The 23,642-nt window shown below is 64.6% G+C and carries 18 protein-coding genes and 1 pseudogene; 11 read left to right on the forward strand and 8 right to left on the reverse strand.

Going from position 1 to position 23,642, the window contains the following annotated elements; genetic code table 11:
* Window positions 1–115: 115 nt before the first annotated feature.
* Window positions 116–934, reverse strand: coding sequence for an ABC transporter permease (locus tag XH90_RS33920; RefSeq protein ID WP_194478558.1), 819 nt, complete (start codon window positions 932–934; stop codon window positions 116–118).
* Window positions 931–1,734 (reverse strand): ABC transporter ATP-binding protein, encoded by an 804-nt coding sequence (locus tag XH90_RS33925; protein WP_194478559.1) that lies wholly within the window; start codon window positions 1,732–1,734, stop codon window positions 931–933. The genes XH90_RS33920 and XH90_RS33925 overlap by 4 nt, the downstream gene beginning before the upstream one ends.
* A gap of 128 nt (window positions 1,735–1,862) precedes the next feature.
* On the opposite strand from XH90_RS33925, the gene XH90_RS33930 reads away from it, so the two are divergent.
* Both XH90_RS33930 and XH90_RS33935 read left to right on the forward strand, forming a co-directional pair.
* Window positions 1,863–3,173: an ActS/PrrB/RegB family redox-sensitive histidine kinase gene (locus tag XH90_RS33930; RefSeq protein WP_194478560.1), complete on the forward strand. Its 1,311-nt coding sequence runs from the start codon at window positions 1,863–1,865 to the stop codon at window positions 3,171–3,173.
* A 103-nt stretch (window positions 3,174–3,276) separates the two neighbouring features.
* Window positions 3,277–3,831, forward strand: a complete 555-nt coding sequence (locus XH90_RS33935) for an ActR/PrrA/RegA family redox response regulator transcription factor (RefSeq protein WP_271607750.1) — start codon at window positions 3,277–3,279, stop codon at window positions 3,829–3,831.
* Window positions 3,832–3,934: 103 nt separating this feature from the next.
* On the opposite strand, the gene XH90_RS33940 is transcribed toward XH90_RS33935, so the two are convergent.
* Window positions 3,935–4,426: an MmcB family DNA repair protein gene (locus tag XH90_RS33940; RefSeq protein WP_194478562.1), complete on the reverse strand. Its 492-nt coding sequence runs from the start codon at window positions 4,424–4,426 to the stop codon at window positions 3,935–3,937.
* 139 nt (window positions 4,427–4,565) lie between these two features.
* Here XH90_RS33940 and XH90_RS33945 point away from each other — a divergent pair, with 139 nt between their 5' ends.
* Window positions 4,566–6,260, forward strand: a complete 1,695-nt coding sequence (locus tag XH90_RS33945) for an alpha-amylase family protein (protein WP_194478563.1) — start codon at window positions 4,566–4,568, stop codon at window positions 6,258–6,260.
* Window positions 6,261–6,323: 63 nt separating this feature from the next.
* On the opposite strand, the gene XH90_RS33950 is transcribed toward XH90_RS33945, so the two are convergent.
* Complete coding sequence (locus tag XH90_RS33950; protein WP_194478564.1) at window positions 6,324–7,931, reverse strand: alpha-amylase family glycosyl hydrolase; 1,608 nt, start codon at window positions 7,929–7,931, stop codon at window positions 6,324–6,326.
* 170 nt (window positions 7,932–8,101) lie between these two features.
* Here XH90_RS33950 and XH90_RS33955 point away from each other — a divergent pair, with 170 nt between their 5' ends.
* The gene (locus XH90_RS33955; protein WP_194478565.1) at window positions 8,102–8,773 is read left to right on the forward strand and encodes an MBL fold metallo-hydrolase; all 672 of its coding nucleotides are present in this window, start codon (window positions 8,102–8,104) and stop codon (window positions 8,771–8,773) included.
* Between the two features lie 3 nt (window positions 8,774–8,776).
* Here XH90_RS33955 and XH90_RS33960 read toward each other — a convergent pair whose 3' ends face one another.
* Entirely contained in the window at window positions 8,777–9,142 is a 366-nt protein-coding gene (locus tag XH90_RS33960; RefSeq protein WP_194478566.1) for a helix-turn-helix domain-containing protein, read from the reverse strand.
* A 133-nt stretch (window positions 9,143–9,275) separates the two neighbouring features.
* On the opposite strand from XH90_RS33960, the gene XH90_RS33965 reads away from it, so the two are divergent.
* Window positions 9,276–9,578, forward strand: coding sequence for a hypothetical protein (locus tag XH90_RS33965; RefSeq protein WP_246755659.1), 303 nt, complete (start codon window positions 9,276–9,278; stop codon window positions 9,576–9,578).
* Between the two features lie 2 nt (window positions 9,579–9,580).
* On the opposite strand, the gene XH90_RS33970 is transcribed toward XH90_RS33965, so the two are convergent.
* Both XH90_RS33970 and XH90_RS33975 read right to left on the reverse strand, forming a co-directional pair.
* Complete coding sequence (locus XH90_RS33970; RefSeq protein ID WP_194478568.1) at window positions 9,581–10,768, reverse strand: PHB depolymerase family esterase; 1,188 nt, start codon at window positions 10,766–10,768, stop codon at window positions 9,581–9,583.
* A gap of 147 nt (window positions 10,769–10,915) precedes the next feature.
* On the reverse strand, window positions 10,916–12,322 hold the full coding sequence (locus XH90_RS33975; RefSeq protein ID WP_194482900.1) for an MFS transporter: 1,407 nt from the start codon (window positions 12,320–12,322) through the stop codon (window positions 10,916–10,918).
* Window positions 12,323–12,555: 233 nt separating this feature from the next.
* On the opposite strand from XH90_RS33975, the gene XH90_RS33980 reads away from it, so the two are divergent.
* Window positions 12,556–13,791, forward strand: a complete 1,236-nt coding sequence (locus tag XH90_RS33980; RefSeq protein ID WP_194478569.1) for an LLM class flavin-dependent oxidoreductase — start codon at window positions 12,556–12,558, stop codon at window positions 13,789–13,791.
* 147 nt (window positions 13,792–13,938) lie between these two features.
* Entirely contained in the window at window positions 13,939–15,315 is a 1,377-nt protein-coding gene (locus tag XH90_RS33985; protein WP_194478570.1) for a cytochrome P450, read from the forward strand.
* A gap of 178 nt (window positions 15,316–15,493) precedes the next feature.
* Here XH90_RS33985 and XH90_RS33990 read toward each other — a convergent pair.
* A pseudogene (locus XH90_RS33990) lies at window positions 15,494–15,607 on the reverse strand (2,5-dichloro-2,5-cyclohexadiene-1,4-diol dehydrogenase); the annotation flags it as partial.
* A 194-nt stretch (window positions 15,608–15,801) separates the two neighbouring features.
* Here XH90_RS33990 and XH90_RS33995 point away from each other — a divergent pair.
* From XH90_RS33995 to XH90_RS34010, 4 genes are all read left to right on the forward strand, one after another.
* On the forward strand, window positions 15,802–16,767 hold the full coding sequence (locus XH90_RS33995) for a sensor histidine kinase (RefSeq protein WP_194478571.1): 966 nt from the start codon (window positions 15,802–15,804) through the stop codon (window positions 16,765–16,767).
* A 506-nt stretch (window positions 16,768–17,273) separates the two neighbouring features.
* Window positions 17,274–19,010, forward strand: coding sequence for a bifunctional diguanylate cyclase/phosphodiesterase (locus XH90_RS34000; protein WP_194478572.1), 1,737 nt, complete (start codon window positions 17,274–17,276; stop codon window positions 19,008–19,010).
* A 267-nt stretch (window positions 19,011–19,277) separates the two neighbouring features.
* A complete protein-coding gene (locus tag XH90_RS34005; RefSeq protein ID WP_371748290.1) occupies window positions 19,278–22,367 on the forward strand; it encodes an EAL domain-containing protein in 3,090 nt (1,029 codons plus the stop codon).
* Between the two features lies 1 nt (window position 22,368).
* Window positions 22,369–23,412, forward strand: a complete 1,044-nt coding sequence (locus XH90_RS34010) for a diguanylate cyclase (protein WP_194478574.1) — start codon at window positions 22,369–22,371, stop codon at window positions 23,410–23,412.
* The last annotated feature ends 230 nt before the right edge of the window (window positions 23,413–23,642 follow it).

A 23,642-nucleotide genomic window follows, 5' to 3' on the forward strand; every position in this document is an offset into this window, starting at 1 on the left:
AATTCCTCTTCGCATCGCAGCATACTGCCGAATGCGTAATATTGCGTCAATGCATGGTTCCGTACATCTACGTGCTCAAAGCAGCCAAACCCGCCAGAATCCACGAGAAAGTGCGCTATTCCCCGCCCGACAGCAGCGAGCCGTGCTTTCTGGCGCTGCGCAAAAGGGCAAGGAATGCCCCAAAAGAAGCCAGCAGAAGCGCTGCGTTGATGGCTAACGCCTCCAGCATCAAATCGGTCCGGAAGGTGTTCTCGATCAGGAGCGCGCGCATCCCTTCGAACACGTAGGTCGGGGGCAACGACCAGGCGATATATTGCAGCCAGGGCGGCAGCACGCTGACCGGATAATAGATGCAGGAGAGCGGCAGGATCGCAAAGATCAGGGTCCAGACGATGCTCTCGGCGCCAAGACCGTTCCGCAAGACGAGACCCGAGACGAAAATGCCGACCGACCAGCCGGTGAAGATCAAATTGAAGAAGAAGGCGATCAGCGGCAGGCCGAGGCTGTAGATGTTGAAGTGAAACAACACCAGCGCGAGCAAGGTCATCGGGATGATGCCGAGCAGCAGCCGGATCAGGCTCATCACCATCAACGACAGCAGAAACTCGATCGGCCTCAACGGACTCATCATGAGGTTGCCGAGGTTGCGCGCCCACATCTCCTCCAGGAAGGAGATGGAGAAGCCGAGCTGCCCGCGGAACAGGGTTTCCCAGAGGATCACGGCGCCGATCAGCGTGCCGCCGGCACGCGCGAAGTAACTGGCGTTCTGCGCGGCATAATATTGGATGAAGCCCCAGGTGATGACCTGGATCGCCGGCCAGTAGAGCAGGTCGAGCAGCCGCGGCCATGACGATATCAGCAGATACCAGTAGCGCAGGATCATCGCACCGATGCGCTGGACCGAGATGCCGCGATGGAGGGAGACTTCGCTCATCGCGCCCCCTCCTTCGCACCGTTCACCCGGCCGCGCGCGACGTCCAGAAAGACCTCTTCCAGCGTGGTGCGGTTGTAGCGGGCCATAATGGCGTCGGGTGCGTCGTCGTCCTCGACCCGGCCGCGCTTCATGATGATGACGCGGTCGCAGAGCCGTTCGACCTCCAGCATGTTGTGTGACGCCAGCAGGATGGTGGCGTCGTTGTCCTTGCGGTAACGCTCCAGATGCGCCCGCACCCAATCGGCGGTGTCGGGGTCGAGCGAGGCGGTCGGCTCGTCCAGCAGCAGCAGCTCGGGCTCGTTGATGAGCGCCTTCGCCAGCGCGACCCGGGTTTTCTGCCCGGCCGAGAGCTTGCCGTTGGCGCGGTCGATGAAGTCGTTGAGATCGAGATCGTCGGCCAGCTTTGCGATACGGTCGGCCAGATGCCTGACCGCGTACAGCTTGCCGAAGACGGTCAGGTTCTGCCGCACCGTCAGCCGCATCGGCATGTCGACATAGGGGCTCTCGAAATTCATCCGCCCCAGCACTTCGGCGCTCTCCTCCGGCATCCGATGCCCGAGCACGCGGACGCGGCCGGAGGTCGGCAGCACCAGCCCCATGATCATCGCGATGGTGGTGGTCTTGCCGGCGCCGTTGCCGCCCAGCAGCCCGGTGATGCTGCCGCGGGGAAGCGAAAAGGAGATGCCGTCGACGGCGCGGGTCTGCTTGTAGACCTTGACGAGGCGATCGACCTCGATGGCCGCGGACAATCGAGTGCCCGCGACAGTCGGCCGACTTGAAGCATTGTCATTCCCGGTCATGCTACGGGCGTTCTTCCGCCATTGCGCGGTGGAGCGCAAGGCTTGATGTAAATGGCTCGCAACCAAGAACCGATTTCTGCGGGCCGGCGTGTTTGTGATCGGACACGCGCACCGCTAGATTGACTGTGATGACCGAGACCGCCGCTTCCGACTTCCGCCCGTCGCAACGACACATCCGCCTGGACACCATCCTGCGGCTGCGCTGGCTTGCGGTGCTTGGCCAGCTTGCGGCGATCTTCATCGTGGCGCAGGGGCTCGAGTTCGACGTCGCGATCGTTCCCTGCGTCAGCATCATCGGCCTGTCGGCGACGCTCAATCTGGCGCTGCAGACCGCGGTCAATCCGATGCAGCGGCTGGAGCCGATCCACGCCGCCGCGCTGCTGGCGCTGAACATCGTGGAACTGGCCGGGCTGTTGTTCTTCACCGGCGGCTTGCAGAACCCGTTCTCGTTCCTGTTCCTCGCGCCGGTCCTGATTTCGGCAACGGCCCTGCCCGCACGGCTGACTTTCGGTCTCGGCATTCTGGCCGTGGCCTGCGCCTCGATCCTGTTCTTCGTTCATTTCCCGCTGCCATGGGATTCCGAAGACCCGGTGGTGCTGCCGCCGATCTATCTCGTCGGCGTCTGGCTTTCGATCGTGCTCGCGATCGGCGTCACCAGCCTCTATTCGTTCCAGGTGACCGAGGAGGCGCGCAAGCTCGCCGACGCGCTCGCCGCGACCGAGCTGGTGCTGACGCGCGAGCAGCATCTGACCCAGATCGACGGACTTGCCGCTGCCGCCGCGCACGAGCTCGGCACGCCGCTCGCGACCATCTTCCTGATCTCGCGTGAGCTCGAGAAGACGGTGAAGGACCCGAGTTTCGCCGCCGATCTGAAGACCTTGCGCGAACAGACGCAGCGATGCCGCGACATCCTGAGCAAGATCACGCAGCTCTCCTCGGCCGGCGCGCCGTTCGACCGCATGAAGCTGTCGGAGCTGATCGAGGAAGTGGTGGCGCCGCACCGCGATTTCGGCGTCGACATCAAGGTGCGGATCGCTGTGACGACGACATCAGAGCCGGTCGGGTCGCGCAATCCGGCGGTGCTCTACGGCGTCGGCAACATCGTCGAGAACGCCGTCGATTTCGCCAACACCACCGTGGAAGTGAACGCGTGGTGGAACAACGACACGATCGAGATCGTGATCTCCGACGACGGCCCGGGCATTCCGCCCGACATCATGAAGCGGATCGGCGAGCCCTATTTGTCGCGGCGGCGCGGCCAGGATGCCGGCGGCGGCCTCGGACTCGGCGTGTTCATTGCCCGCACGCTGCTCGAACGCACCGGCGCCAAGGTCTCGTTTACCAACCGGACCTTTCCGGAACACGGTGCAGTGGTCCAGATCGCATGGCCGCGCGAGCGTTTTGAGGCTATCGAGAGCCTCGAAGAAACAATAGGATAGGCCGCGACCTTGCGTCGCACGTGAGGCCGGATCGACTATTTGCGGCCTTGGCACCGCCCGATTGCGACGCCATATGTGGATGTGCAGGAGAGAGGAAAACACCTTGAACGCCATCGCCGAACTGAACGAACAGACCGACCGCTCGCTTCTCATCGTGGAGGACGACAAGCCGTTTCTGGAGCGCCTGTCGCGCGCCATGGAAACGCGCGGTTTTGCGGTGACGTCATGTGACACGGTCTCGGATGGCCTTGCGCAGATCGGCAAGTCGGCGCCGGCATTCGCCGTGGTCGATCTCAGGCTCGGTGACGGCAACGGTCTCGACGTCGTCTCCGCGCTGAAGAAGAAGCGCCCCGAAGCCCGTGCCATCGTGCTGACCGGCTATGGCAACATCGCCACCGCCGTCACCGCGGTGAAGATGGGCGCAATCGATTATCTCTCGAAGCCTGCGGACGCCGACGACGTCGTCGCGGCGCTGCTCTCGACCAGCGCCGAAAAATCCGAGCTGCCGGCGAACCCGATGTCGGCCGATCGCGTGCGCTGGGAGCACATCCAGCGCATCTACGAGATGTGCAACCGCAACGTCTCGGAAACGGCGCGCCGCCTCAACATGCACCGGCGTACGTTGCAGCGCATTCTGGCGAAGCGCGCGCCGCGGTAACGGTCTCGCAGCGTGGATTAGCCGAAGGCGTAATCCACCGCTCCTCTTTCAGAGCGGACGGTAAAGAGGTGGGTCACGCCTACGGCTAACCCACCCCACGGACTCATTCCCAAAACTCCGCGTGCCCCTGCGGATCGACCAGGCGGTTGATCCGAAGCGCCGCCGCCATGCCGAACCGCACCGTCATCTGCTTGCGCGTCGCCGCCGCGATCTTGTGCTCGGGCGCTTCGCACTGCATGTGCGCGCCATAGGCGTCGGCGATGATCAGGCCGGTGCCTTCAGGGAAGATCTCGCAGGGCAGGTCCTGCGTGAAGGCGAAGAACAAGCGGTCGCAATGAGCACGGTATTCGTGCCATTTCCGATCGGCGCGCAGGTCCTCGACCGATGATTTGATCTCGACGATCCAGATCTCGCCGCGCTCGTTCAGCGCCACGAGATCGGCGCGCCGGCCCGATGGCAAGGGCAATTCGCCGATGCAGGAAAAGCCGAGCGAGCGCAAGAGCCGCGCCGTGCCGCGCGCGATCGCGAGCGCCGTTTCCGACTGACGACGGTCGGGCGGCGGAACAAGAACGATGTTGCGGGCGGGGCTCTCCATGCGGGAAGATTAGCCGATTCCATCCCACCCGTCATTCCGGGGCGCGCCCCGGGACGACACCGGAATCGCGGAACCTCCCCTCCCCCACGCACTTATCACGCAGCCGCCGCACCTCGGCGGAAGCATCGAGGCTGCGCGCATGATCGACGATCTCTGGTACAAGAACGCCATCATCTATTGCCTCTCCGTCGGCACCTACATGGACGCCGACGGTGACGGCGTCGGCGATTTCAAGGGGCTGCTCCGCCGGCTCGACTATCTGCACGGGCTCGGCATCACCACGATCTGGCTGATGCCATTCCAGACCTCGCCGGGCCGCGACGACGGCTACGACATCGCCGACTATTACAGCGTCGATTCCCGTTATGGCACGCTCGGCGACTTCGTCGAATTCACCCATGGCTGCAGGCAGCGCGGCATCCGCGTCATCATCGACCTCGTCGTCAACCACACCTCCGACCAGCATCACTGGTTCAAGCAGGCGCGGCGCGACAAGAACTCACCTTATCGCGACTGGTACGTCTGGTCCGACAAGAAGCCGGCCGGCGCCAACAAGGGCATGGTGTTTCCAGGCGTGCAGAAATCGACGTGGACGCGCGACAAGGACGCGGGGGCGTATTACTTCCATCGCTTCTACGATTTCCAGCCCGATCTCAACACGTCGAACCCGCGTGTGCAGGCGGAGATCCTGAAGATCATGGGCTTCTGGATCCAGCTCGGCGTCTCCGGCTTTCGCATGGACGCGGTGCCCTTCGTGATCTCCACCAAAGGCGCGAAAGTGAGGAAGCCGGTCGAGCAGTACGACATGCTGCGCAGCTTCCGCGAATTCCTGCAATGGCGCGAGGGCGACGCCATCATCCTGGCCGAAGCCAACGTGCTGCCGGATACCGACATGGACTATTTCGGCGATGACGCCGACCGCATGCACATGATGTTCAACTTCCACGTCAACCAGCATCTGTTCTATGCGCTGGCGTCCGGCGACTCGCGCCCGCTGGCGAAGGCGCTGAAAGCAACCAAGCCGCGGCCGGCCTCGGCGCAATGGGGCCTGTTCCTGCGCAATCACGACGAGCTGGATCTGGGGCGCCTGACCAAGGCGCAGCGCGAGGCCGTGTTCAAGGCGTTCGGCCCCGACAACGACATGCAGCTTTACGACCGCGGCATCCGCCGCAGGCTTGCACCGATGCTCGGCGGCGACCGTCGGCGGCTCGAGCTCGCCTACAGCCTGATGTGCACGCTGCCCGGCACGCCCGTCATCCGCTACGGCGACGAGATCGCGATGGGCGATGATCTCTCGCTGCCCGAACGCAGTTGCGCGCGCACGCCGATGCAATGGTCGACCGAGCCGCAGGGCGGCTTCACCAGGAGCGACAAGCCGGCCTGCCCCGTGATCGACGAGGGGCCGTACGGCTATCCGCACGTCAACGTCGCCAAGCAAAGGCGCGATCCCAACTCGATGCTGAACTGGACCGAGCGCATCGTCCGCATGCGCAAGGAGGTGCCCGAGATCGGCTGGGGCGACTTTGCTGTTATCCCGACCCGCGATCCCGCCGTGTTCATCGTGCGCTATGACTGGCGCAACAATTCCGTGCTGTTCGTGCACAATCTCGACGAGAAGCCGCGCGAGACCGCCTTCTCGACCGGGTTGCCCGACGATGCCGGGGCTCACCTGATCAATCTGCTCGCGGAGGACCACAGCCACGCCGACAAGCGCGGCAAGCACCGCGTGGTGCTGGAGCCCTATGGCTATCGCTGGTACCGGGTCGGCGGACTGGATTATCTGCTGAAGCGGAGTGATGTGGATGGGAAGACCGTGAAGGGAAAGAAGCAGTGATGTAGCCGCCGCTGTCGCGTCACCCTCCGCTGTCGTCTCGGACTAGCGAAGCGGAGACGATAGCTAAGAGGAACTCGGCGGCACGACCACCACGCCCTCATTCCCCCGCAGATCCAACACACCCTCCAGCCGTTCCCCCTCGCGATCGAGGAACGTCGACAGCAAGATCTCGCTGCCGAAGCGGAGCGCGCTGGTGGTGACGGCGATCGGCTCGGGGCCGAGATTGAGCACGATGACGAGCGAACGGCCCTCGGCTTCGCGGCGATAGACGAGCAGATCGCCCTGCGCGGCGATCGGGTGATAGTCGCCGGCGACCAGCGCCGGCGAGTTCTTCCGCAACGCGATCAGGCGCCTGTAGAGGCTGAGAATCGAGCGCGTGTCGGCCTCGAGATTGACCACGTTCTCGCGGACATGGTCCGCCGGCAGCGGCAGCCACGGCCTCGCGTCCGAGAAGCCGGCGAAGTTCGATGCGTCCCACTGCATCGGCGTGCGGCAGCCGTCGCGCCCGACGCCGATGCCGGGCACGTTCTTCTCGAAAGGATCTCGGACATCCTCGGGCGCGATGGCGAGCTGATGCATGCCGATCTCGTCGCCATAATAGAGCGTCGGCGTGCCGCGCAGGGTCAGCAGCAGCATGGCGGCGATTCGGGCCTGCTCGGGGCCGACGCGGCTGGCGACGCGCGGGCGATCGTGATTGCCGAGCACCCAGTTCGGCCAGGCGCCCCGCGGCAACGCCTTCTCATAGTCCTCGATGATCTTCTCGATCGAGCGCGCGCTCCAGAAGGTCGAGAGCAGCGCGAAATTGAACGGCATCTGCGCGCCGGTGAGATCGTTGCCGTAATAGGCCATCAGACGATGCAGCGGCAGATAGATCTCGCCGATCAGCACGCGCGCGGAATATGCGTCCGTCACGCGCCGCATCTCGGCGATGACGTCGTGCACCTCCGCCTGGTCGGTGGAATATTGCGTCAGGATCTTTTCGTTCGGCGGCCGGCCCTCGACGTAGTGCGGGTTGGGCGGATTGTCGCGAAACACGGCATCCTTGATCAGGTGCCAGATCACGTCGACGCGAAAGCCGTCGACGCCCTTCTCCAGCCAGAACCGCATCACGTCGTAGATCGCGGCGCGGACCTGCGGATTGCGCCAGTTGAGGTCCGGCTGCGCGGCGAGGAAGGCGTGGTAGTAGTACTGCCCCGTGGTCTCGTCGAACTGCCACGCGCTGCCGCCGAACTCGGACAACCAGTTGTTCGGCACGCCGCCATCGGGCGCGGGATCGCGCCAGATGTACCAGTCGCGCTTGGGGTTGTCGCGCGAGGCGCAGCTCTCGACGAACCAGGGATGCCGGTCGGAGGTGTGGTTCGGCACGAGATCGAGGATCAGCTTCAGGCCGGCGTCATGCGCGGCCGCGAGCAGCGCGTCGAAGTCTTCCATCGTGCCGAACAGCGGATCGATGCCGGTATAGTCGCAGATGTCGTAGCCGAAATCGGCCATCGGCGAGGGGAAGATCGGCGACAGCCAGATCGCGTCGACGCCGAGCGACTTCACGTAAGGCAACCGCCGCAAGATGCCGGCGAGATCGCCGACGCCGTCACCGTCGCTGTCCTGAAAGGAGCGTGGATAGATCTGATAGAAGATCCCGTCGCGCCACCAAATCTCGCCGTCCCGTGCCATCGGAAATCCCACCCGGAAATCTGTGCTTCGCGCGAAAGAACGCGGAAGCAACGCCCCGGTTCAAACAGCGACGCGAATTGGGACGGCCATGTGACGGCGGCGCGGCTGTTCCCGCGGCCGACCACGACTATTTTGCTTGGCGGCGCAGCAAAAATCGGCATTGTGAGGCCATGACCGAGCAAACCGACACCCAACAAGCCAAGGCCGGCGCGATCATCGTCCCCGTGACGCTGTTCGAGCAGAACTGCACCATCATCTGGGACGAACCCGGCAAGAAGGCGGTGGTGATCGACCCCGGCGGCGACGTGCCGAAGATCTTGGAAGCGATCAAGCAGACCGGCGCGACCGTGGAGAAGATCTGGCTGACCCACGGCCATATCGACCATGTCGGCGGCGCGGCCGAGTTGCGCGACGCGCTGAAGGTGCCGATCGAAGGCCCGCATGCCGCGGACAAGTTTCTGCTCGACAACGTGGTGGAGAGCGGCGCGCGCTTCGGCATGACCGGGGTGCGCAATTTCGAGCCGGACCGCTGGCTCGACGAGGGCGACAGCGTGTCGATCGGCGGCTTGACCTTCGACATCCTGCATTGTCCCGGCCACTCGCCCGGGAGCGTGGTGTTCTACAACAAGGATTTGCGTTTCGCCCATGTCGGCGACGTGCTGTTCGCGGGCTCGGTCGGGCGCACCGACCTTCCCGGCGGCAGCCACGCCACGCTGATCAATTCGATCCTGACGAAGCTGCTGCCGCTCGGCGACGATGTCGGCTTCATCTGCGGCCACGGCGCCGGCTCGAGCATCGGCCAGGAGCGGATGACCAATCCGTTCATCACCGGCGAGATGTGAGGTTCATTCGGCGGCGTCCGCGAGCGCCGCGCTCTCACTCAGGTTGCGCTCACCCCATTCGCGGATCGCAGCGACGACCGGCACAAAGCTCTTGCCCTTGCGGGTGAGACGATATTCGACCTTGGGCGGCACCTCGCCGAAATCCTTGCGATCGATGAGGCCGCTCGCGGTCAGCGCCTTCAATTCGCGGCTGAGCACGCGCGGAGTGATCTCGGCGCTGCCGGATGCGCCGCGCAAGAGGCCGCTGCGGATCTCGCCATAGCGGCGCGGGCCGTCCTTGAGATCCCAGACGATGCGCAGCTTGTACTTGCCGCTGATCATCTTCTGAAAGGCCGCGACCGGGCAGCTGCGTGGGGAAGCTCTTGCCATGCCGTCTCCTCCAAGTGCAGGAAGCCAGGATAGGAGCGGCGCCGAAAAAGTCCATACTATCAATTTTGTCCGTACTTGCAGGATCGCATCCGGGCCGCAGATGATGCTGCACATGACGAACAGGGAGCGTCACATGAAGCACTTCATGATCAAGTACGAATTCAGGAACGGCGCGACGGAGGCCTGGCACCAGGAGATCGGCCGCTTCATCAAGGCGATCGACAGCGATCCCGAGTTGAAGGGGCGGATCGGCTATCGCGTCCTGAAGAACCGCGACGACGGCCACTATTTCCATCTCGCCAGCGTCGCTGACGAAGACGCGCAGAAGACGCTGCAATCACGCGACTTCTTCAAGCACTATTCCGCGATGACGCGGCAGGTCTCCGGCGGCGAGGTGACGGCAACGCCGATCGAGATGATCGACGCGACGGCGTGAGGCTACTTCATCAGGCCCGCGGCCGTCAGCGCGCGGGTGATGACCTGGCCGAGATCGAAGCCGCGACCCTGGTCGCGCGTCGGCTCGGCCTTGTCCTCGGCGACCTTGGCGCGGATCGTGCGGGCGAGATGCGGTGCGGGTGACCGCGCGGGCACGGGCTTTGCCTCCGCCTTGCTGGCGTCGTGGATCCAGCCGGTGAGCCCGAAGAATTTCGCGATGTGATAGGACGAGGAGATGCCGGCCTCGATCAGGAAGGCGCCTTCGACGCCGTAACGCTGCTCGTTGTCGGCAAGCCCCAGCGGCGTGCCGTGCGCCATGCCCGTGATGGCATAGGACTCGACCAGCGTCTCGCCGTCCTTGTTCCACCACGCCTGGCGCGGATAGCCGTCGACATTGGTCTCGGCCATCGGCGTCATCGGCAGATCGTGCAGGTCGAGCCACTGCTTGACGATCTCGTTGGCATTGCCCGGATTGACGGTGCGGTCGGCGCTGCCGTGCCACACCGACATTTTCGGCCAGGGCCCGCGATGGTTCGAGGCCCGGCGCACGAAATCGCCGAGCTCGCGCTCGGGCCGCGCAGGCGAATGGAACATGCCGTCGAGCGCCTCGCGCAGGTTCGAGGCGATGCCGTAAGGCAGGCCTGCGATCACGGCGCCCGCCGCGAACACCTCGGGATAGGTCGCGAGCATCACCGAGGTCATGCCGCCGCCGGCGGACAGGCCGGTGATGTAGATGCGCCTCGGATCGATGCGATGCGTCTGAACCATATGCGCGATCATCTCGCGGATCGACCTCGCCTCGCCGCTGTCGCGCGCGGTGTCCTCGGGATTGAACCAGTTGAAGCAGGTGTTGCCGTTGTTGATGCGCTGCTGCTCGGGCATCACGAGCGCAAAGCCGTAGTGACGCGCGAGCGTCGACCAGCCCGCGCCGAGATCGTAAGCCGCGGCGGTCTGGCCGCAGCCGTGCAGCACCACGACCAGCGCACGCGGCTTCTGCAGCTGCGCCGGCACGAACGCGAACATGCGCAAGGCGCCGGGATTGTCGCCGAAGCCGGTGACTTCCCGCAACGAATTGGAGCCGTCAGCGCCCGCGCCGAAGTCGGGCAGGCGCAGACCGTCCAGCCTTTGATCTGGTCTTTGATCTGGTCTTGGCAGACGTCTCAAGAGATCGACATTACGGGCAAGCGACACGGCAAGTTCCTGGTGGGCGGCTTTCAACGTTTACCCAGACCAGATAGTTGCTGCAGTGCAAAATGAAAAGGCCGTGTGCTGCCGATCACCCGTGAAACGCGCAGAATCCCGCAGAATTCCGCACGTATTGACCGCACTGCCTCAACTTCATGCAGGTGCGCGGCGCATCCATGACAGGAATGCGGCCGAGATCATGATTAACGCCGTAAACAGCGCGAGCGAGGCGAGAAATCCTGCGCGCGCTGATTGCAACGATTCGACCGCGAAGAACACCGCGCCGATTGCGGCCACTCCGGCCGCATTTCCGATCTGCGCCGTGGTGCCGTACATGCCGGACGCCGAGCCTGCGGCGACAGGCTTGACGGTCGAGAGCACCGCACCCGAGAGCGGCGCCATCACCAGACCCTGGCCGTAGCCGAAGATGATCATGACGAGCGCGAGTTCGGTCGGCGTCGGCGCATCAACGAAGTCCGCCACGCATGCGAGTGCGGCGAGACCTGCGATCTGCAACGCGCAGCCTTCGATCAACACCTTGGTGCCGCGATGTCTTGCCCGTGCGCCGCTATGGCGCGAGGCGACGACGAAAGCGAGCGCGAGCGGAACGAAGGCGAGGCCGGCCGAAAGCGGCGGGATCTTCAGGCCGCGCTGCATGAACAGCGTCATCACCAGATAGAACGAAAGATTGGCGCAGAAGAAAAAGAACGCGGCGCCGAGCCCGCGCAGGAAGGCCGCGTCCGCCAAAAGCGCGAGATCGATCAGCGGCATGCCGCCGCCGCGCGCGACCGCGTGTTCGAGCCGCACGAACGCCGCGAGGATCACAGCGCCGCTTCCCATCACGGCCCACAGCAACGGCGCCCAGCCGACATCGTGGCCGAACAGCAGCGGCCCGATCAGGCACAACAGCCCGGCGAACAGCACGATGCTGCCCTTGATGTCGAGCCGTGTGCCCGATCGCCGCGGCGCCGTCGGCATGACGCGCCAGGCAGCGACCGCGATCACGAGGCCGCTGGGCACGTTGACGAAGAACACCGAACGCCAGCCGGTGTGGGCGAGATCGATCGTGACCAGCAGACCGCCGAGCAGAAAGCCCGCGGCGCCCGCGAGCCCGAGCACGATGCCGTAGATGCCGAAGGCCCGGTTGCGCGACTCGTCGGTGAACAGCAGATGCAAGGTCGCCAGCACCTGCGGCACCATCAGCGCGGCCGTCGCCCCCTGCGCCAGCCGGGCGACGATCAGCTCCATGCCTGATTGCGCGAGGCCGCACCACAGCGACGTCGCGGTGAAACCGAGCACGCCGGCGAGAAAGACATTCTTCGTCCCGTGGATATCGCCGAGGCGGCCGCCGGTGACGACCAGCGTGGCATAGGCGATCAGGTAGATCGCGATGACGGATTCGATCTGCGCCGGCGTCGCGTGGAGGTCGACGGCGATGGTCGGAATGGCGACATTCACGATGAAGGCGTCGACGCCGAACATGAACTGCGCGGCGACGACGATAGCCAGCACCCACCAGCGGCGGGTCGAATCGACGGGCTTCGTGACGGTCTGATGCATTTTTCGCGCGGCCCCGGGATGATCACCGCCGGATGATTCCAGACCGCGCGCGGTGTCGCGATTACCTCGGAGGTAGTCCGTGCGCTCTTGGCCGATCTCCGCAACCAGCAAGAGGAAGAAGAAACGCGCATGCCTGCATTCCGCCATACGGGACATCGCGCGATTGCGTTCGCGGCAACGCCCACGTAGCCTCGCATCACCAACAAACAGAAAATTCAGCCGGAGAGAACGCCATGGCGCGCCTGAAGTTTGGAGCCTTTCTTGCCCCGCATCACCCGATCGGGGAGCATCCGATGCTTCAGTTCCGGCGCGACCTCGACCTGGTCGAGCAACTGGATGCGCTCGGTTATGACGAGTTCTGGTGCGGCGAGCACCATTCCTCCGGCTGGGAAATGATCGCCTCGCCCGAGATGTTCCTGGCCGCGGCCGGCGAGCGCACCAAGCGGATCAAGCTCGGCACCGGCGTGATATCGCTGCCCTATCACCATCCCTTCAACGTGGCCCAGCGCATGGTGCAACTCGATCACATGACCGGCGGCCGCGCCATCTTCGGCTCCGGGCCCGGCGCGCTTGCCTCCGACGCGCATACGCTCGGCATCGACCCGATGACGCAGCGCGACCGACAGGACGAGGCGATCGCCGTGATCCGCCGCCTGTTCAACGGCGAGCGCGTCACCGCCAGGAGCGACTGGTTCACCATGAACGACGCGGCGCTCCAGCTCCTGCCGTTGCAGGAGGAGATGCCGTTCGTGGTGGCCTCGCAGATCTCGCCGTCGGGCATGACGCTCGCCGGCAAATACGGCATCGGCATCATCTCGCTGGGCTCGATGACGACGCAAGGGCTGATGTCGCTGCAGCAGCAATGGCAGTTCGCCGAGGACGCCGCCAAGAAGCACGGCACCATTGTGAGCCGCGCCGACTGGCGCGTGCTGCTCACCTTCCACATCGCCGAGAGCCGCGAGCAGGCCCGCAAGGAAGCCGGCGCCGGGCTGATGCGCTGGCACAACGAATATAACGTCGGCACGCTGCAACGGCCGGGCCTCACCGCCTTCTCCTCGCCCGACGAGGCCGTGGACAAGACCGCCTTCGTCGAGGGCGCGGCCTCGACCATCGGCACGCCCGACGATCTCGTCAAGACCATCAAGAACGTGATGGAGGTCTCCGGCGGCATCGGCGCCGTCATCGGCTTCGTGCACGACTGGGCCAATCCGGAAGCCACGCGCCGGAGCTGGGACATGGTGGCGCGCTATGTCGTGCCCGAGATCAACGGCTATATCGACGGACTGCGCAGGTCGCAAAAATTCGTGATCGAGAACCGCGCGATCTTCGAGCGCGCAGGCCAGGCCGTGATGGCCAAGATCATGCAGAACGAGAAGGCCGCCGAAGCGCTGAAGGTCACCGGCCCCGGCCGCGTCGCCATTCCCGCCGTCAATGCGCCGGATCTGCAAAAGGAAGCGGCGAAGCGGTAAGCCGCAAGACCATCCGGTGGTCGTCCCGGCGAAGGCCGGCCTTCGCCGGGACGACGATGGTGTGTTCGGCGACGCGCCAAACAACCCTCGCGTCATCGCGCCCGTATTGTGCTATATCGTCGGGGTCAGCCATCCGGAGCGATCGTCATGTCGATGCAGAATGTGGCCGCGCCTGTGCTTCCGTACACCGCGCCCCGGCGCAACGAGCTGACGCACATCCCCGGCGACGAAGGCTGGCCGATCATCGGCAAGACCTTTCAGACGCTTGCCGATCCCAAGGGACATATCGAAGCAAACGGCGCCAAGTACGGGCCGGTCTACCGCACCCACATATTCGGCGAGACCAATGTCGTGCTGCTCGGGCCGGAGGCGAACGAGCTCGTGCTGTTCGACCAGCACAAGCTGTTCTCCTCGACACACGGCTGGAACAAGGTACTCGGCCTGCTGTTTCCGCGCGGATTGATGCTGCTCGATTTCGACGAACACCGCCTGCATCGCAAGGCGCTGTCGGTCGCGTTCAAGTCCGGGCCGATGAAATCCTATCTCAGCGATCTCGATCGCGGCATCTCCGCCCGCGTCGCGCAGTGGAAGACCAGGCCCGGGGAGATGCAGCTCTATCCGGCGATGAAGCAGCTCACGCTCGATCTCGCGGCAGCATCCTTCCTCGGCGCCGGTATCGGCCCCGAAGTCGACGAGATCAACCGCGCCTTCGTCGACATGGTCGCGGCCGCCGTCGCCCCGATCCGCAGGCCCCTGCCCGGCACCCAGATGGCGGCCGGCGTGCGGGGGCGCAAGCGCATCGTCGCCTATTTCCGCGAGCAGATCCCGCTGCGACGCGGCAATCACGGCGGCGACGATCTGTTCTCGCACCTCTGCCGCGCCACCCACGAGGACGGCGCGCTCTTGTCCGAACAGGACATCATCGACCACATGAGCTTTCTGATGATGGCGGCGCACGACACGCTGACCTCGTCGCTGACCTCCTTCATCGGCGAACTCGCCGCGCATCCGGATTGGCAGGCCAGGCTGCGCGAGGAAGTTGCTGCGCTCGGGCTTGCGGCGGACGCGCCGACCAGCTTCGATGATCTCGAAAAAATGCCGCTGTCGGAGATGGCGTTCAAGGAGGCGCTGCGGATCAAGCCGCCGGTGCCCTCGATGCCGCGCCGTGCGATGCGCGACTTCACCTTCAAGGGCTTTACGATTCCCGCCGGCACCGCCGTCGGCGTCAATCCGCTCTACACGCACCACATGAAGGACATCTGGCCGGAGCCGGATCGCTTCGATCCCCTGCGCTTCACCGAGGAAGCCCAGCGCAACCGCCATCGCTTCGCCTGGGTGCCGTTCGGCGGCGGTGCGCATATGTGCCTCGGCCTGCACTTCGCCTACATGCAGGCAAAATGCTTCGCGCGGCACTTCCTGCAGAACGTCGAGGTGTCGCTCGAGCCCGGCTACAAACCGGATTGGCAGATGTGGCCGATCCCGAAGCCGCGGGATGGGTTGAAGGTGCGGGTGAAGGCGGTGTGACCATCGTGTCCCGGACGCACGAAGCGCGAGCCGGACCCAGAACGTTGCGGCATATTCAGCACGGAAAGACGGACCCCGGCTCTGCAGCCGCACCGATGAAGAAGCGCTGCGCGGCGTCCGGGGCACGAGACATCGTCTTGCGCGACGCGCCATAGCGGTGCTGCCGGCTCCAGTTGTGCCGGCCTGCGATCACAATTTTGGCACCTTCGGCAACGAAGACTTCCACAATCCGCTGTCCGATCCTGCTGGTCGCGCCCGAGATCACCGCACCGTTGCCGTCTAGCCTGCCGATGGAATGTCCCTGCTTTTGAATGATTTGACGCCAAATGGCGGACACCGATCGATGACGCTTCCGCGACAGTCGACGCCGCCGCGATCGCTATTCCTGCCTGATCGTGGCAAGGCAAGCTTTGCTTGTGCATGCGGGATGCGTAACATCATGACCCATCTTTCGTTTTTTGCGCGTCACGCGCGACCGGGCTGCGTATGGGGAAGCTGATCGACGAATTCCGCAAAGGCTGGCAGGGCGAGGCTCCGCCATCGCTCGGCCTGAGCATCGCATTCGCCGTGGCCTCCCTGCTGCTTGCGACGCTGGCCCGCTGGGGGCTCGCGCAGGTGCGCCCGGACGTCTACTTCACGCCGTACTTTCCGGCCGTGCTCTTCGCCGCAGCCTTCGGCGGCCTGCGGATCGGGGTGGTGACGGCGCTGGTCGGCGGCGTGCTCGGCGTCGTCGTGAATTTCGACCACACGTTTCCCGACCGCGCACGGTTCGTGCTTCTGACACTCTATTGGGGCGTCTCTGCGCTCACCATCTGGGGCGTCGAGCACTATCGCACGATGCTGGCGGAGCAGCGTCGGATTTCCAAGCGCCTGATCGAGGAAGAGGACTATCGCAAGGTGCTGGTCGACGAGCTGCAGCACCGGCTGAAGAACAAGCTGTCCACCGTGCACGCCGTGCTGCACCAGGTGCTGCACGATCAGCCGCAGGTCTGGGCCCGGATCGATCCACGGCTGCGCTCGCTGGCCGCGACCGATGATCTGATCTCGCGGATCGACAAGGCCGGCTGCGACATCCGCGATCTCCTGATCTCGGAGCTCGGCCCTTACGGCCATGTCCGCTTCACCCTCAACGGCGACCGGCTGTTCCTGCCGCCGAAGCTCGCGGTGACGCTGTCGCTGATGTTTCACGAGCTCGCCACCAACGCCGGCAAATACGGCGCGTTCTCCTCACCGCGGGGATTGTTGCAGGTGTCATGGACCGTCAGCGACGATCGCCTGACCGTCACCTGGGACGAAACCGAGGGACCGACCGTCGGCGAAATCTCCGAGCCCGGCTTCGGCACCAAGCTCTTGAAGTCGGCGCTGTCGGCCTTCGACGGCAAGACCGAGGTCTCCTATTTGAAGACCGGCCTGCATTGCATCATGCAATGTCGCATTCCCCGGAGGGAGTGACTGTGGACCGCTCTGCCTACGGGAGGCAGAGCAATCGCCATGGATCGACGATTGTCCGCGGGCTTGCTTCGTCCCTCCCGCTTGCGGGAGAGGCCGACGCGCTCGCAGAGCGCGGCGGGTGAAGGTTCTCTCCACCCAGGGACATTCTCTGCAGTCCTCGACAATCCCGACACGGAGAGACCCCCACCCCAAACCGTCCCCCGCAAGCGGGAGAGGGAGCCCACTTTCGATGCCGCAGCAGCGTGCACACGATATGCAGTCGCCTCCTTAGGGGTCGACTACGCTCACACCGATTTCAAGCGAAAGCGAACCGCGCATTCCACTCGCGCTTTCGCAAGCGCTGTTGACCTTCTGTTAATGACGATCGGCGGCACGCCTCGTATCGTCGCAAGTTTCTCGCAAAACACCCCCGTATTTCTGCGGACCCCTTAACCAAACCTAAGAGGGAACCGCGCATGATCGCGTCCATTGCAAAGCCGCGCTGAACAAGAAGATTCATGACTTCTATGAACGACAACGCATACAACGGCGCGAGCGAGGCCGAACTCGGATTTCTCAAGGAAATCGTTAGAATGCTGCCTGCCGGCCTGACCGTGCAGGACGCGCAAGGCAAGCTTCTGCTGGTTAACGATGTCGCCGCGTCCCAGCTCGGCATGGACGGCAGCCGTCCCTCGCCCAATCTCGCGCCGCGCCGCGAGGCCTGCCAGCAAGCGTTGAAGTCCGGCCAGTCGGTCACCTCCGAGGAAGCGCTCCACGATGGAGCCGCACGCCAGGTGCTGCTGACCACCCATCGCCCCATCAGTCTCGCCGGACGCGAGCTCCTGATCTCGGCCTCCTCCGACATCACGGAGCAGAAGAATTTCGAGGACCAGCTGTTCCGTTCGGCTTATTTCGACGAGCTGACCGGCCTGCCCTCGCGGCGCGTGATCGAGCATCGCACCAACGGCCTTTTGGCTCGCGACCAGCCCGGTGAACGTTTCGCGCTGGCCTTTCTCGACGTCGACAATTTCAAGCACATCAACGACTATTACGGCCACGCCGTCGGCGACGCGCTGCTGGTCGAGCTGTCGAAACGGCTCGGGCGAGACTTGCGCGACTCCGACATGCTGTCGCGCATCTCCGGCGACGAGTTCCTGCTGCTGCTCTCGCCGATCCAGAGCCAGGACGAGGTCGCCGAATTCATGCAGTCGACGCTGGAGCGGCTGACCGCGCCGTTCTTCATCGACAATTCCGAGCTGTTCGTTTCCACCTCCGTCGGAGTCAGTCTCTATCCCGATCACGGCCGCAACTTCGAGACGCTGCGACAGAACGCCGACATCGCGATGTACCGCATCAAGAACAACGGCAAGGGATCCGCCTCATTCTTCGATGCCGGCATGGAGCGCGAGGCTCTGGCGCGGATGAAGATCGAGCAGTCGCTGCGGCTCGCCATTCTCGAAAAGCGCTTCTGTTGCGCGTTCCAGTCCAAGGTCGACATCCGCACGCAAGCCGTGAAGGGCATCGAGGCGCTGGTGCGCCTGCGCGACGACGAGGGCGTGATTCAGGCGCCGGGCTCGTTCATCAATCTCGCCAGCGAGCTCGGGCTGATCGACGAGCTCACCCATCTCGTGCTGGCCGAGATCGTCAAGTCGATCGACCTGATCAACGAGAGCTTCGGCGCGGACGCCACCATCAGCATCAATGTCGCCGCCAAGCAGGCCGGCAACCCCGAATTCATGCGCAATTTCGCGCAGGCGATGAAGGACACCGGCTTTCCGCAGCGCTTCATGATCGAGGTGACCGAAGACGCCTTCGTCGCCAAGAACCATTTCCAGAGCGAGATCCTGCCGATGTTCCGCAAGCTCGGCGTCGGCATTTCCATCGACGATTTCGGCACCGGCTATTCGTCGCTCTCGGCGCTCGCCGACATCACCGCCGACGAGATCAAGATCGACCGCTCCTTCATCACCGACATCCATAAGCGGCCGCGCAGCCAGGGCATCCTGCGCGCGATCGAATCCTTGAGCGAAGCGCTCGGCATGACCGTGATCGCCGAGGGGCTCGAAACCTACGAAGAGCTCGCCTATCTCCAGGCCGCGACCAAGATCCGCTACGCGCAGGGCTATTATTTCGCCCGACCGATCTTCCTGGAGGAGCTGAAGCTCGCCACCCCCGCCTCCAGCGAATCCCGCACCAGCGTCTCGGCCCGACCGATGCAGCAGAACCGGCAGGGCTATTCGCGGGCGAGCGCGTATCGGCGGTAGGCCGGCGGCAGCGCAACTCCCTCGCCCGGCCTCGGGTCGAGGGCGCCGACGCCTCGCATCAAGCTTCGGTTAACGATGCAGCGCAGCGCGCCGTACAACCGCTGCGCAACCGGGACGCGATGCCTCGCGGCTCCCGCGTTGCTGGATATCCGTAGAAGTCCGCAACCGGTTTAAGCCATGGGTAACCGGCTTTCCTAAGCATTGCGCCATCTGTCCGTAGTAATTCTGGTCCTCCAGGGGAGTGGGATGCGCCGGGTTTTCCAACAGATGGCAGCCGCAATTTTCTCGGCCGCGAAAAGCGGCTGGGACGCTGCCGTGCGGCGCGGCCCCGTGCTGTGGCTGACGCTCTCCGGCGCGCTTCTCGTCGCCGGCATCTTCGCCGTGACCGCGATGGCTGTCGGCGAGTTTCGCGAGCGGACGCTGACCAACCGCGAACGCGAGCTGGAAAACACCGTGCAGCTGATCGCGCGCCATTTCGATCAGCAGTTTGAAGATTCCGACGTCGTCGCGGCCGATTTGATCGGACAGATGCACCTGCCCGAAATCACCTCGCCGCAGATGTTCCGCGAACGCATGTCGGGCCACGAAGCCAACCGGATGCTGCGGAGCCGGATCGGCGCCGTCTCCTATCTCGGCGACATCGCGATCTACGACGCCGACGGCGAGTTGATTGCCTGGTCGCGCGCCCAGCCGTTGCCGAAGATCAACATCTCCTCGCGAGCCTATTTCCAGTCGTTCAAATCGAACCCGATGTCGGAGCCGGTGCTGCTGGAATCCGTGCGCAGCTTTCTGATCGGAAAATGGACCACGGTCGTGGCGCGCCGGCTGAGCCTGCCGGACGGCACTTTCGTCGGCGCGCTGGTCCGGCGGATCGATCCCGACAGCTATCAACGCTATTTCGCCTCCGTCGCACTTGCCGACGGCGCCGCCATCTCGCTGTTCGACCGCGAAGGCGTGATGCTTGCGCGCTACCCGAATGTCGAATCGATGATCGGCAGGAGCTACAAGAATGCGCCGCTGATGCAGAACGTGCTGTCCCGGGGCGGTCAGCAAACGCTTCGCGTCAAGAGCCCGGTCGACGGCACGGAGAAGCTCGGCTCGGCCGCGTCGCTCACCCATTTCCCGCTGGTCATCGTGGCGACCAACACCATGTCGGCCGCGCTGGCGGACTGGCGGCAGCAGACCGGTTTCCTGATCACCACCGCGACGCTGTCGGCGGCCGTGATCGCGCTGATCCTGTTCATGATCATTCGCCAGATCATCAGGCAGAATCGCGAAGCCCAGCAGCGGCTGGAGGCGGAGCGGCTGCAGCTCGACACCGCCCTCAACAACATGTCGCAAGGGCTGATCCTTTACGACGCGGCCGGATACATCGTCACCTGCAATCGCCGCTATGCCGACATGTTCGGCCTGTCCCACGACGTCATCAAGCCCGGCTGTCACATCCATGAGGCGATGCGTCACCGCAAGGAGCGCAACGCATTCAGCGGCGACGTCGAGGAGTTTTGCGCCGAAGTCATGAGGGGCGTCGCCGAAGGCAAGGTCGCCACCAAATTGCATCAATTGCCCAACGGGCGCTCCTTCCAGGTCATCAACACGCCGCTCGCACAAGGCGGATGGGTCGCCACGATCGAGGAGATCACCGAGCGCCGCAATCTGGAGCAGGAGCGCGACCGCAACTACACGTTCCTCCGCGAGATCATCGACCACATCCCGTCGCAGATCACGGTGAAGGACGCCCACACGCGGCGCTACCTGCTGGTCAACCGGATTGCCGAGGACATCTTTGGAGAAGGCGGCAAGTCGATCGTCGGCAAGACGGCGACCGACATCCTGCCCGAAGCGGACGCCGGCATCGTCACGCGCGACGACGACATCGTGCTGCAATCGCCCGACCGGCTGCTGCAGAAGGAGCAAAGCTGGAAGACCCCGGCCGAAGGCCAGCGTCATACCATTTCAAAGCGCATCGGCATCTGCGACAAGGCCGGCGAGCCGCGCTACATCATCAACGTCATTGAGGACGTTACCGCGCAGCGCAAGGCCGCCGAGAAAATCGCCCATTTGGCGCATTACGACGCGCTGACCAACCTGCCCAATCGCGTGCTGTTCCGCGAGCAGATCGAGCGCGAGCTCGAGAAGGTCGCCGGCGGCGCGCAGTTCGCGCTGCTCTATATCGACGTCGACGAGTTCAAGGGCATCAACGATTCGCTCGGTCACCATGTCGGCGACGAGCTGCTGATGGCGATCGCCGGCCGCATCCGCGCCTGCCTCAAGCCGGGCGATCTGATCGCCCGGCTCGGCGGCGACGAATTTGCGGTGATCCAGACCGGGATCGAGTCCTCCACCGACGTCCTGGCCTTCGTGACCCAGATCCATGAGGCGATCCGCCGCCCCTATCATTGCCTCGGCCACCAGCTCTCCACCGACGCCAGCATCGGGATCGCACTGGCACCGCAGGACGGCGCCGATCTCGACCAGCTCATCAAGAACGCCGACCTCGCGATGTACGGCGCCAAGGCGCAAGGACGGCGCACCTACCGGTTCTTCGTGCCGGAGATGGATGCAAGCGCCAAGGCCCGCCTCACGCTGGAGCAGGATCTGCGCCAGGCGCTGATCAACGGCGGCTTCGAGATCCACTACCAGCCGCTGGTCAACCTGCACACGGGCGTGGTCTCCGGCTGCGAGGCGCTGCTGCGCTGGCGCCATCCCGAGCGGGGCATGGTTTCGCCGGCCGAATTCATTCCGATTGCCGAAGACACCGGCCTGATCAACGAGATCGGCGAATGGGTGCTGCGCACGGCCTGCAACGAGGCCGCGACCTGGCCCGCCCATGTCCGCCTCGCCGTCAACGTCTCGCCGGTGCAGCTCAAATGCGACACGCTGGCACTGCGGATCGCAGGCGCGCTGGCCGCCTCTGGCCTCGAGCCGCGGCGGCTCGAGCTCGAGATCACCGAGGCCGTGCTGATCCGCGACGACGAAGCTGCGCTCTCGATCCTGCACCAGCTCCGCTCGGTCGGCGTGCGCATCGCGCTCGACGATTTCGGCACGGGCTATTCCTCGCTGAGCTATTTGAAGCGCTTCCCGTTCGACAAGATCAAGATCGACCGCTGCTTCGTCGCCGACATCGCCGAGGCCGGCGGTTCGCCCGTGATCGTGCAGGCCGTGGTGAACATCGCCTCGGCCAGCAGCATGACCACGGTCGCCGAAGGCGTCGAGACCGAAGCGCAGCGCGAGATGCTGCGCGCGCTCGGCTGCACCGAGATGCAGGGCTATCTGTTCAGCAAGCCGCGGCCGGCCGCCGAGGTGCGCGAGCTGTTCGGCCCCGATGACGCCATGCCCGTGGCGGCGGTGGCCTGACATGGCAAAGCCCCCCAAGATGATCGACGTCGCGGATTCCTACGCAGTGCGGCTGATGCAGCACCTGGTGGTGCCGACCTTCGTGATCGATCCGAAGCGGCGTGTCGTGATCTGGAACAGGGCCTGCGAGCGGCTGACCGGCGTTGCCGCCGCTGATGTGATCGGCACCAACAGGCACTGGCAGGCGTTCTACGAGACCAAGCGCCCTTGCCTCGCCGACATCGTCGCGCTCGACCGCCCGGAACGGCTGCCCGAGTTCTATTCGGAATATGCCGCGCGAGGTCACAACGGGCTCGGCTTTTCCGCGGAGAACTGGTGCGTGATGCCGAAGCTCGGCAGCCAGCTTTACCTCGCGATCGACGCGGGTCCCATCCATGATGAGGCCGGCAATCTCATCGCCGTGGTCGAGACGTTGCGCGATCTAACCGACCAGAAACGTGCCGAGATGGCGCTGAAGGAGCTCGCCACCAAGGACGGCCTGACCGGGCTGTCGAACCGTCGCTCGTTCGACCAGATGCTGATGAGCGAATGGGCCCGCGCGCAGCGGACGCAGAAGCCCTTGGCGCTGTTGTTCGTCGACGTCGATCATTTCAAGCTGTTCAACGACGCGCACGGCCACCAGAGCGGCGACGAGTGCCTGCGCGCGGTCGCGGGTGTCGTCAGCCGCCACGCGGTGCGCCCGCTCGACCTTGCCGGCCGCTATGGCGGCGAGGAGTTCGCGCTGATCCTGCCCGACATGAGCTCCGACGATGCCTGCACCATCGCCGAGGAAATCCGCCGCGCGGTCATGGCCTTGGCGATCACCCACGGCGCCCATGGCGCCGGCGAGCACGTCACCCTCAGTGTCGGTGTCGCCAGTCACGTCCCCGGCGAGGGCGACGGTGCCCCCGACCAGCTTCTGGGCGCGGCCGACCAGGCGCTCTATGCCGCCAAGCGCCTCGGCCGCAACCGGGTCGTCTCGTCCGAGCGGGTGCTGGCCGAATTCGCAGGCGTCGGCTGGGATAACGTCCCGGTTCCTGGCCTGGCCCCGCGCAAATCGGCCTAAAGCGCGGATATTGCCGCGGCGAGAGCGGTTGCCCACCCCTCGCCATTAGGCTAAATGAGGCCTCGCTGCACCCGTAGCTCAGCTGGATAGAGCGTTGCCCTCCGAAGCTAGCCCGGCGGTCCACTCATTTCCTATAAAATCTAGTAGTTTGTTGCACTGGGATCCTACTTCCCGCGCTCCACGGCACAATTGGGCCACACGTTCACCATGGCGTCATCGTCCGGTTGCTC

Source organism: Bradyrhizobium sp. CCBAU 53338, from assembly GCF_015291665.1.
Lineage (GTDB): Bacteria > Pseudomonadota > Alphaproteobacteria > Rhizobiales > Xanthobacteraceae > Bradyrhizobium.

Coding starts and splice junctions, on each gene's coding strand:
- XH90_RS33930 (WP_194478560.1), top strand. CDS start 1,863: ATGACCGAGACCGCCGCTTCCGACTTCCGCCCGTCGCAACGACACATC.
- XH90_RS34000 (WP_194478572.1), top strand. CDS start 17,274: ATGAACGACAACGCATACAACGGCGCGAGCGAGGCCGAACTCGGATTT.
- XH90_RS33945 (WP_194478563.1), top strand. CDS start 4,566: ATGATCGACGATCTCTGGTACAAGAACGCCATCATCTATTGCCTCTCC.
- XH90_RS33975 (WP_194482900.1), bottom strand. CDS start 12,322: ATGCATCAGACCGTCACGAAGCCCGTCGATTCGACCCGCCGCTGGTGG.
- XH90_RS34005 (WP_371748290.1), top strand. CDS start 19,278: ATGGCAGCCGCAATTTTCTCGGCCGCGAAAAGCGGCTGGGACGCTGCC.
- XH90_RS33965 (WP_246755659.1), top strand. CDS start 9,276: ATGAAGCACTTCATGATCAAGTACGAATTCAGGAACGGCGCGACGGAG.
- XH90_RS33940 (WP_194478562.1), bottom strand. CDS start 4,426: ATGGAGAGCCCCGCCCGCAACATCGTTCTTGTTCCGCCGCCCGACCGT.
- XH90_RS33925 (WP_194478559.1), bottom strand. CDS start 1,734: ATGACCGGGAATGACAATGCTTCAAGTCGGCCGACTGTCGCGGGCACT.
- XH90_RS33980 (WP_194478569.1), top strand. CDS start 12,556: ATGGCGCGCCTGAAGTTTGGAGCCTTTCTTGCCCCGCATCACCCGATC.
- XH90_RS33955 (WP_194478565.1), top strand. CDS start 8,102: ATGACCGAGCAAACCGACACCCAACAAGCCAAGGCCGGCGCGATCATC.
- XH90_RS33920 (WP_194478558.1), bottom strand. CDS start 934: ATGAGCGAAGTCTCCCTCCATCGCGGCATCTCGGTCCAGCGCATCGGT.
- XH90_RS33985 (WP_194478570.1), top strand. CDS start 13,939: ATGTCGATGCAGAATGTGGCCGCGCCTGTGCTTCCGTACACCGCGCCC.
- XH90_RS33960 (WP_194478566.1), bottom strand. CDS start 9,142: ATGGCAAGAGCTTCCCCACGCAGCTGCCCGGTCGCGGCCTTTCAGAAG.
- XH90_RS33995 (WP_194478571.1), top strand. CDS start 15,802: ATGGGGAAGCTGATCGACGAATTCCGCAAAGGCTGGCAGGGCGAGGCT.
- XH90_RS33950 (WP_194478564.1), bottom strand. CDS start 7,931: ATGGCACGGGACGGCGAGATTTGGTGGCGCGACGGGATCTTCTATCAG.
- XH90_RS34010 (WP_194478574.1), top strand. CDS start 22,369: ATGGCAAAGCCCCCCAAGATGATCGACGTCGCGGATTCCTACGCAGTG.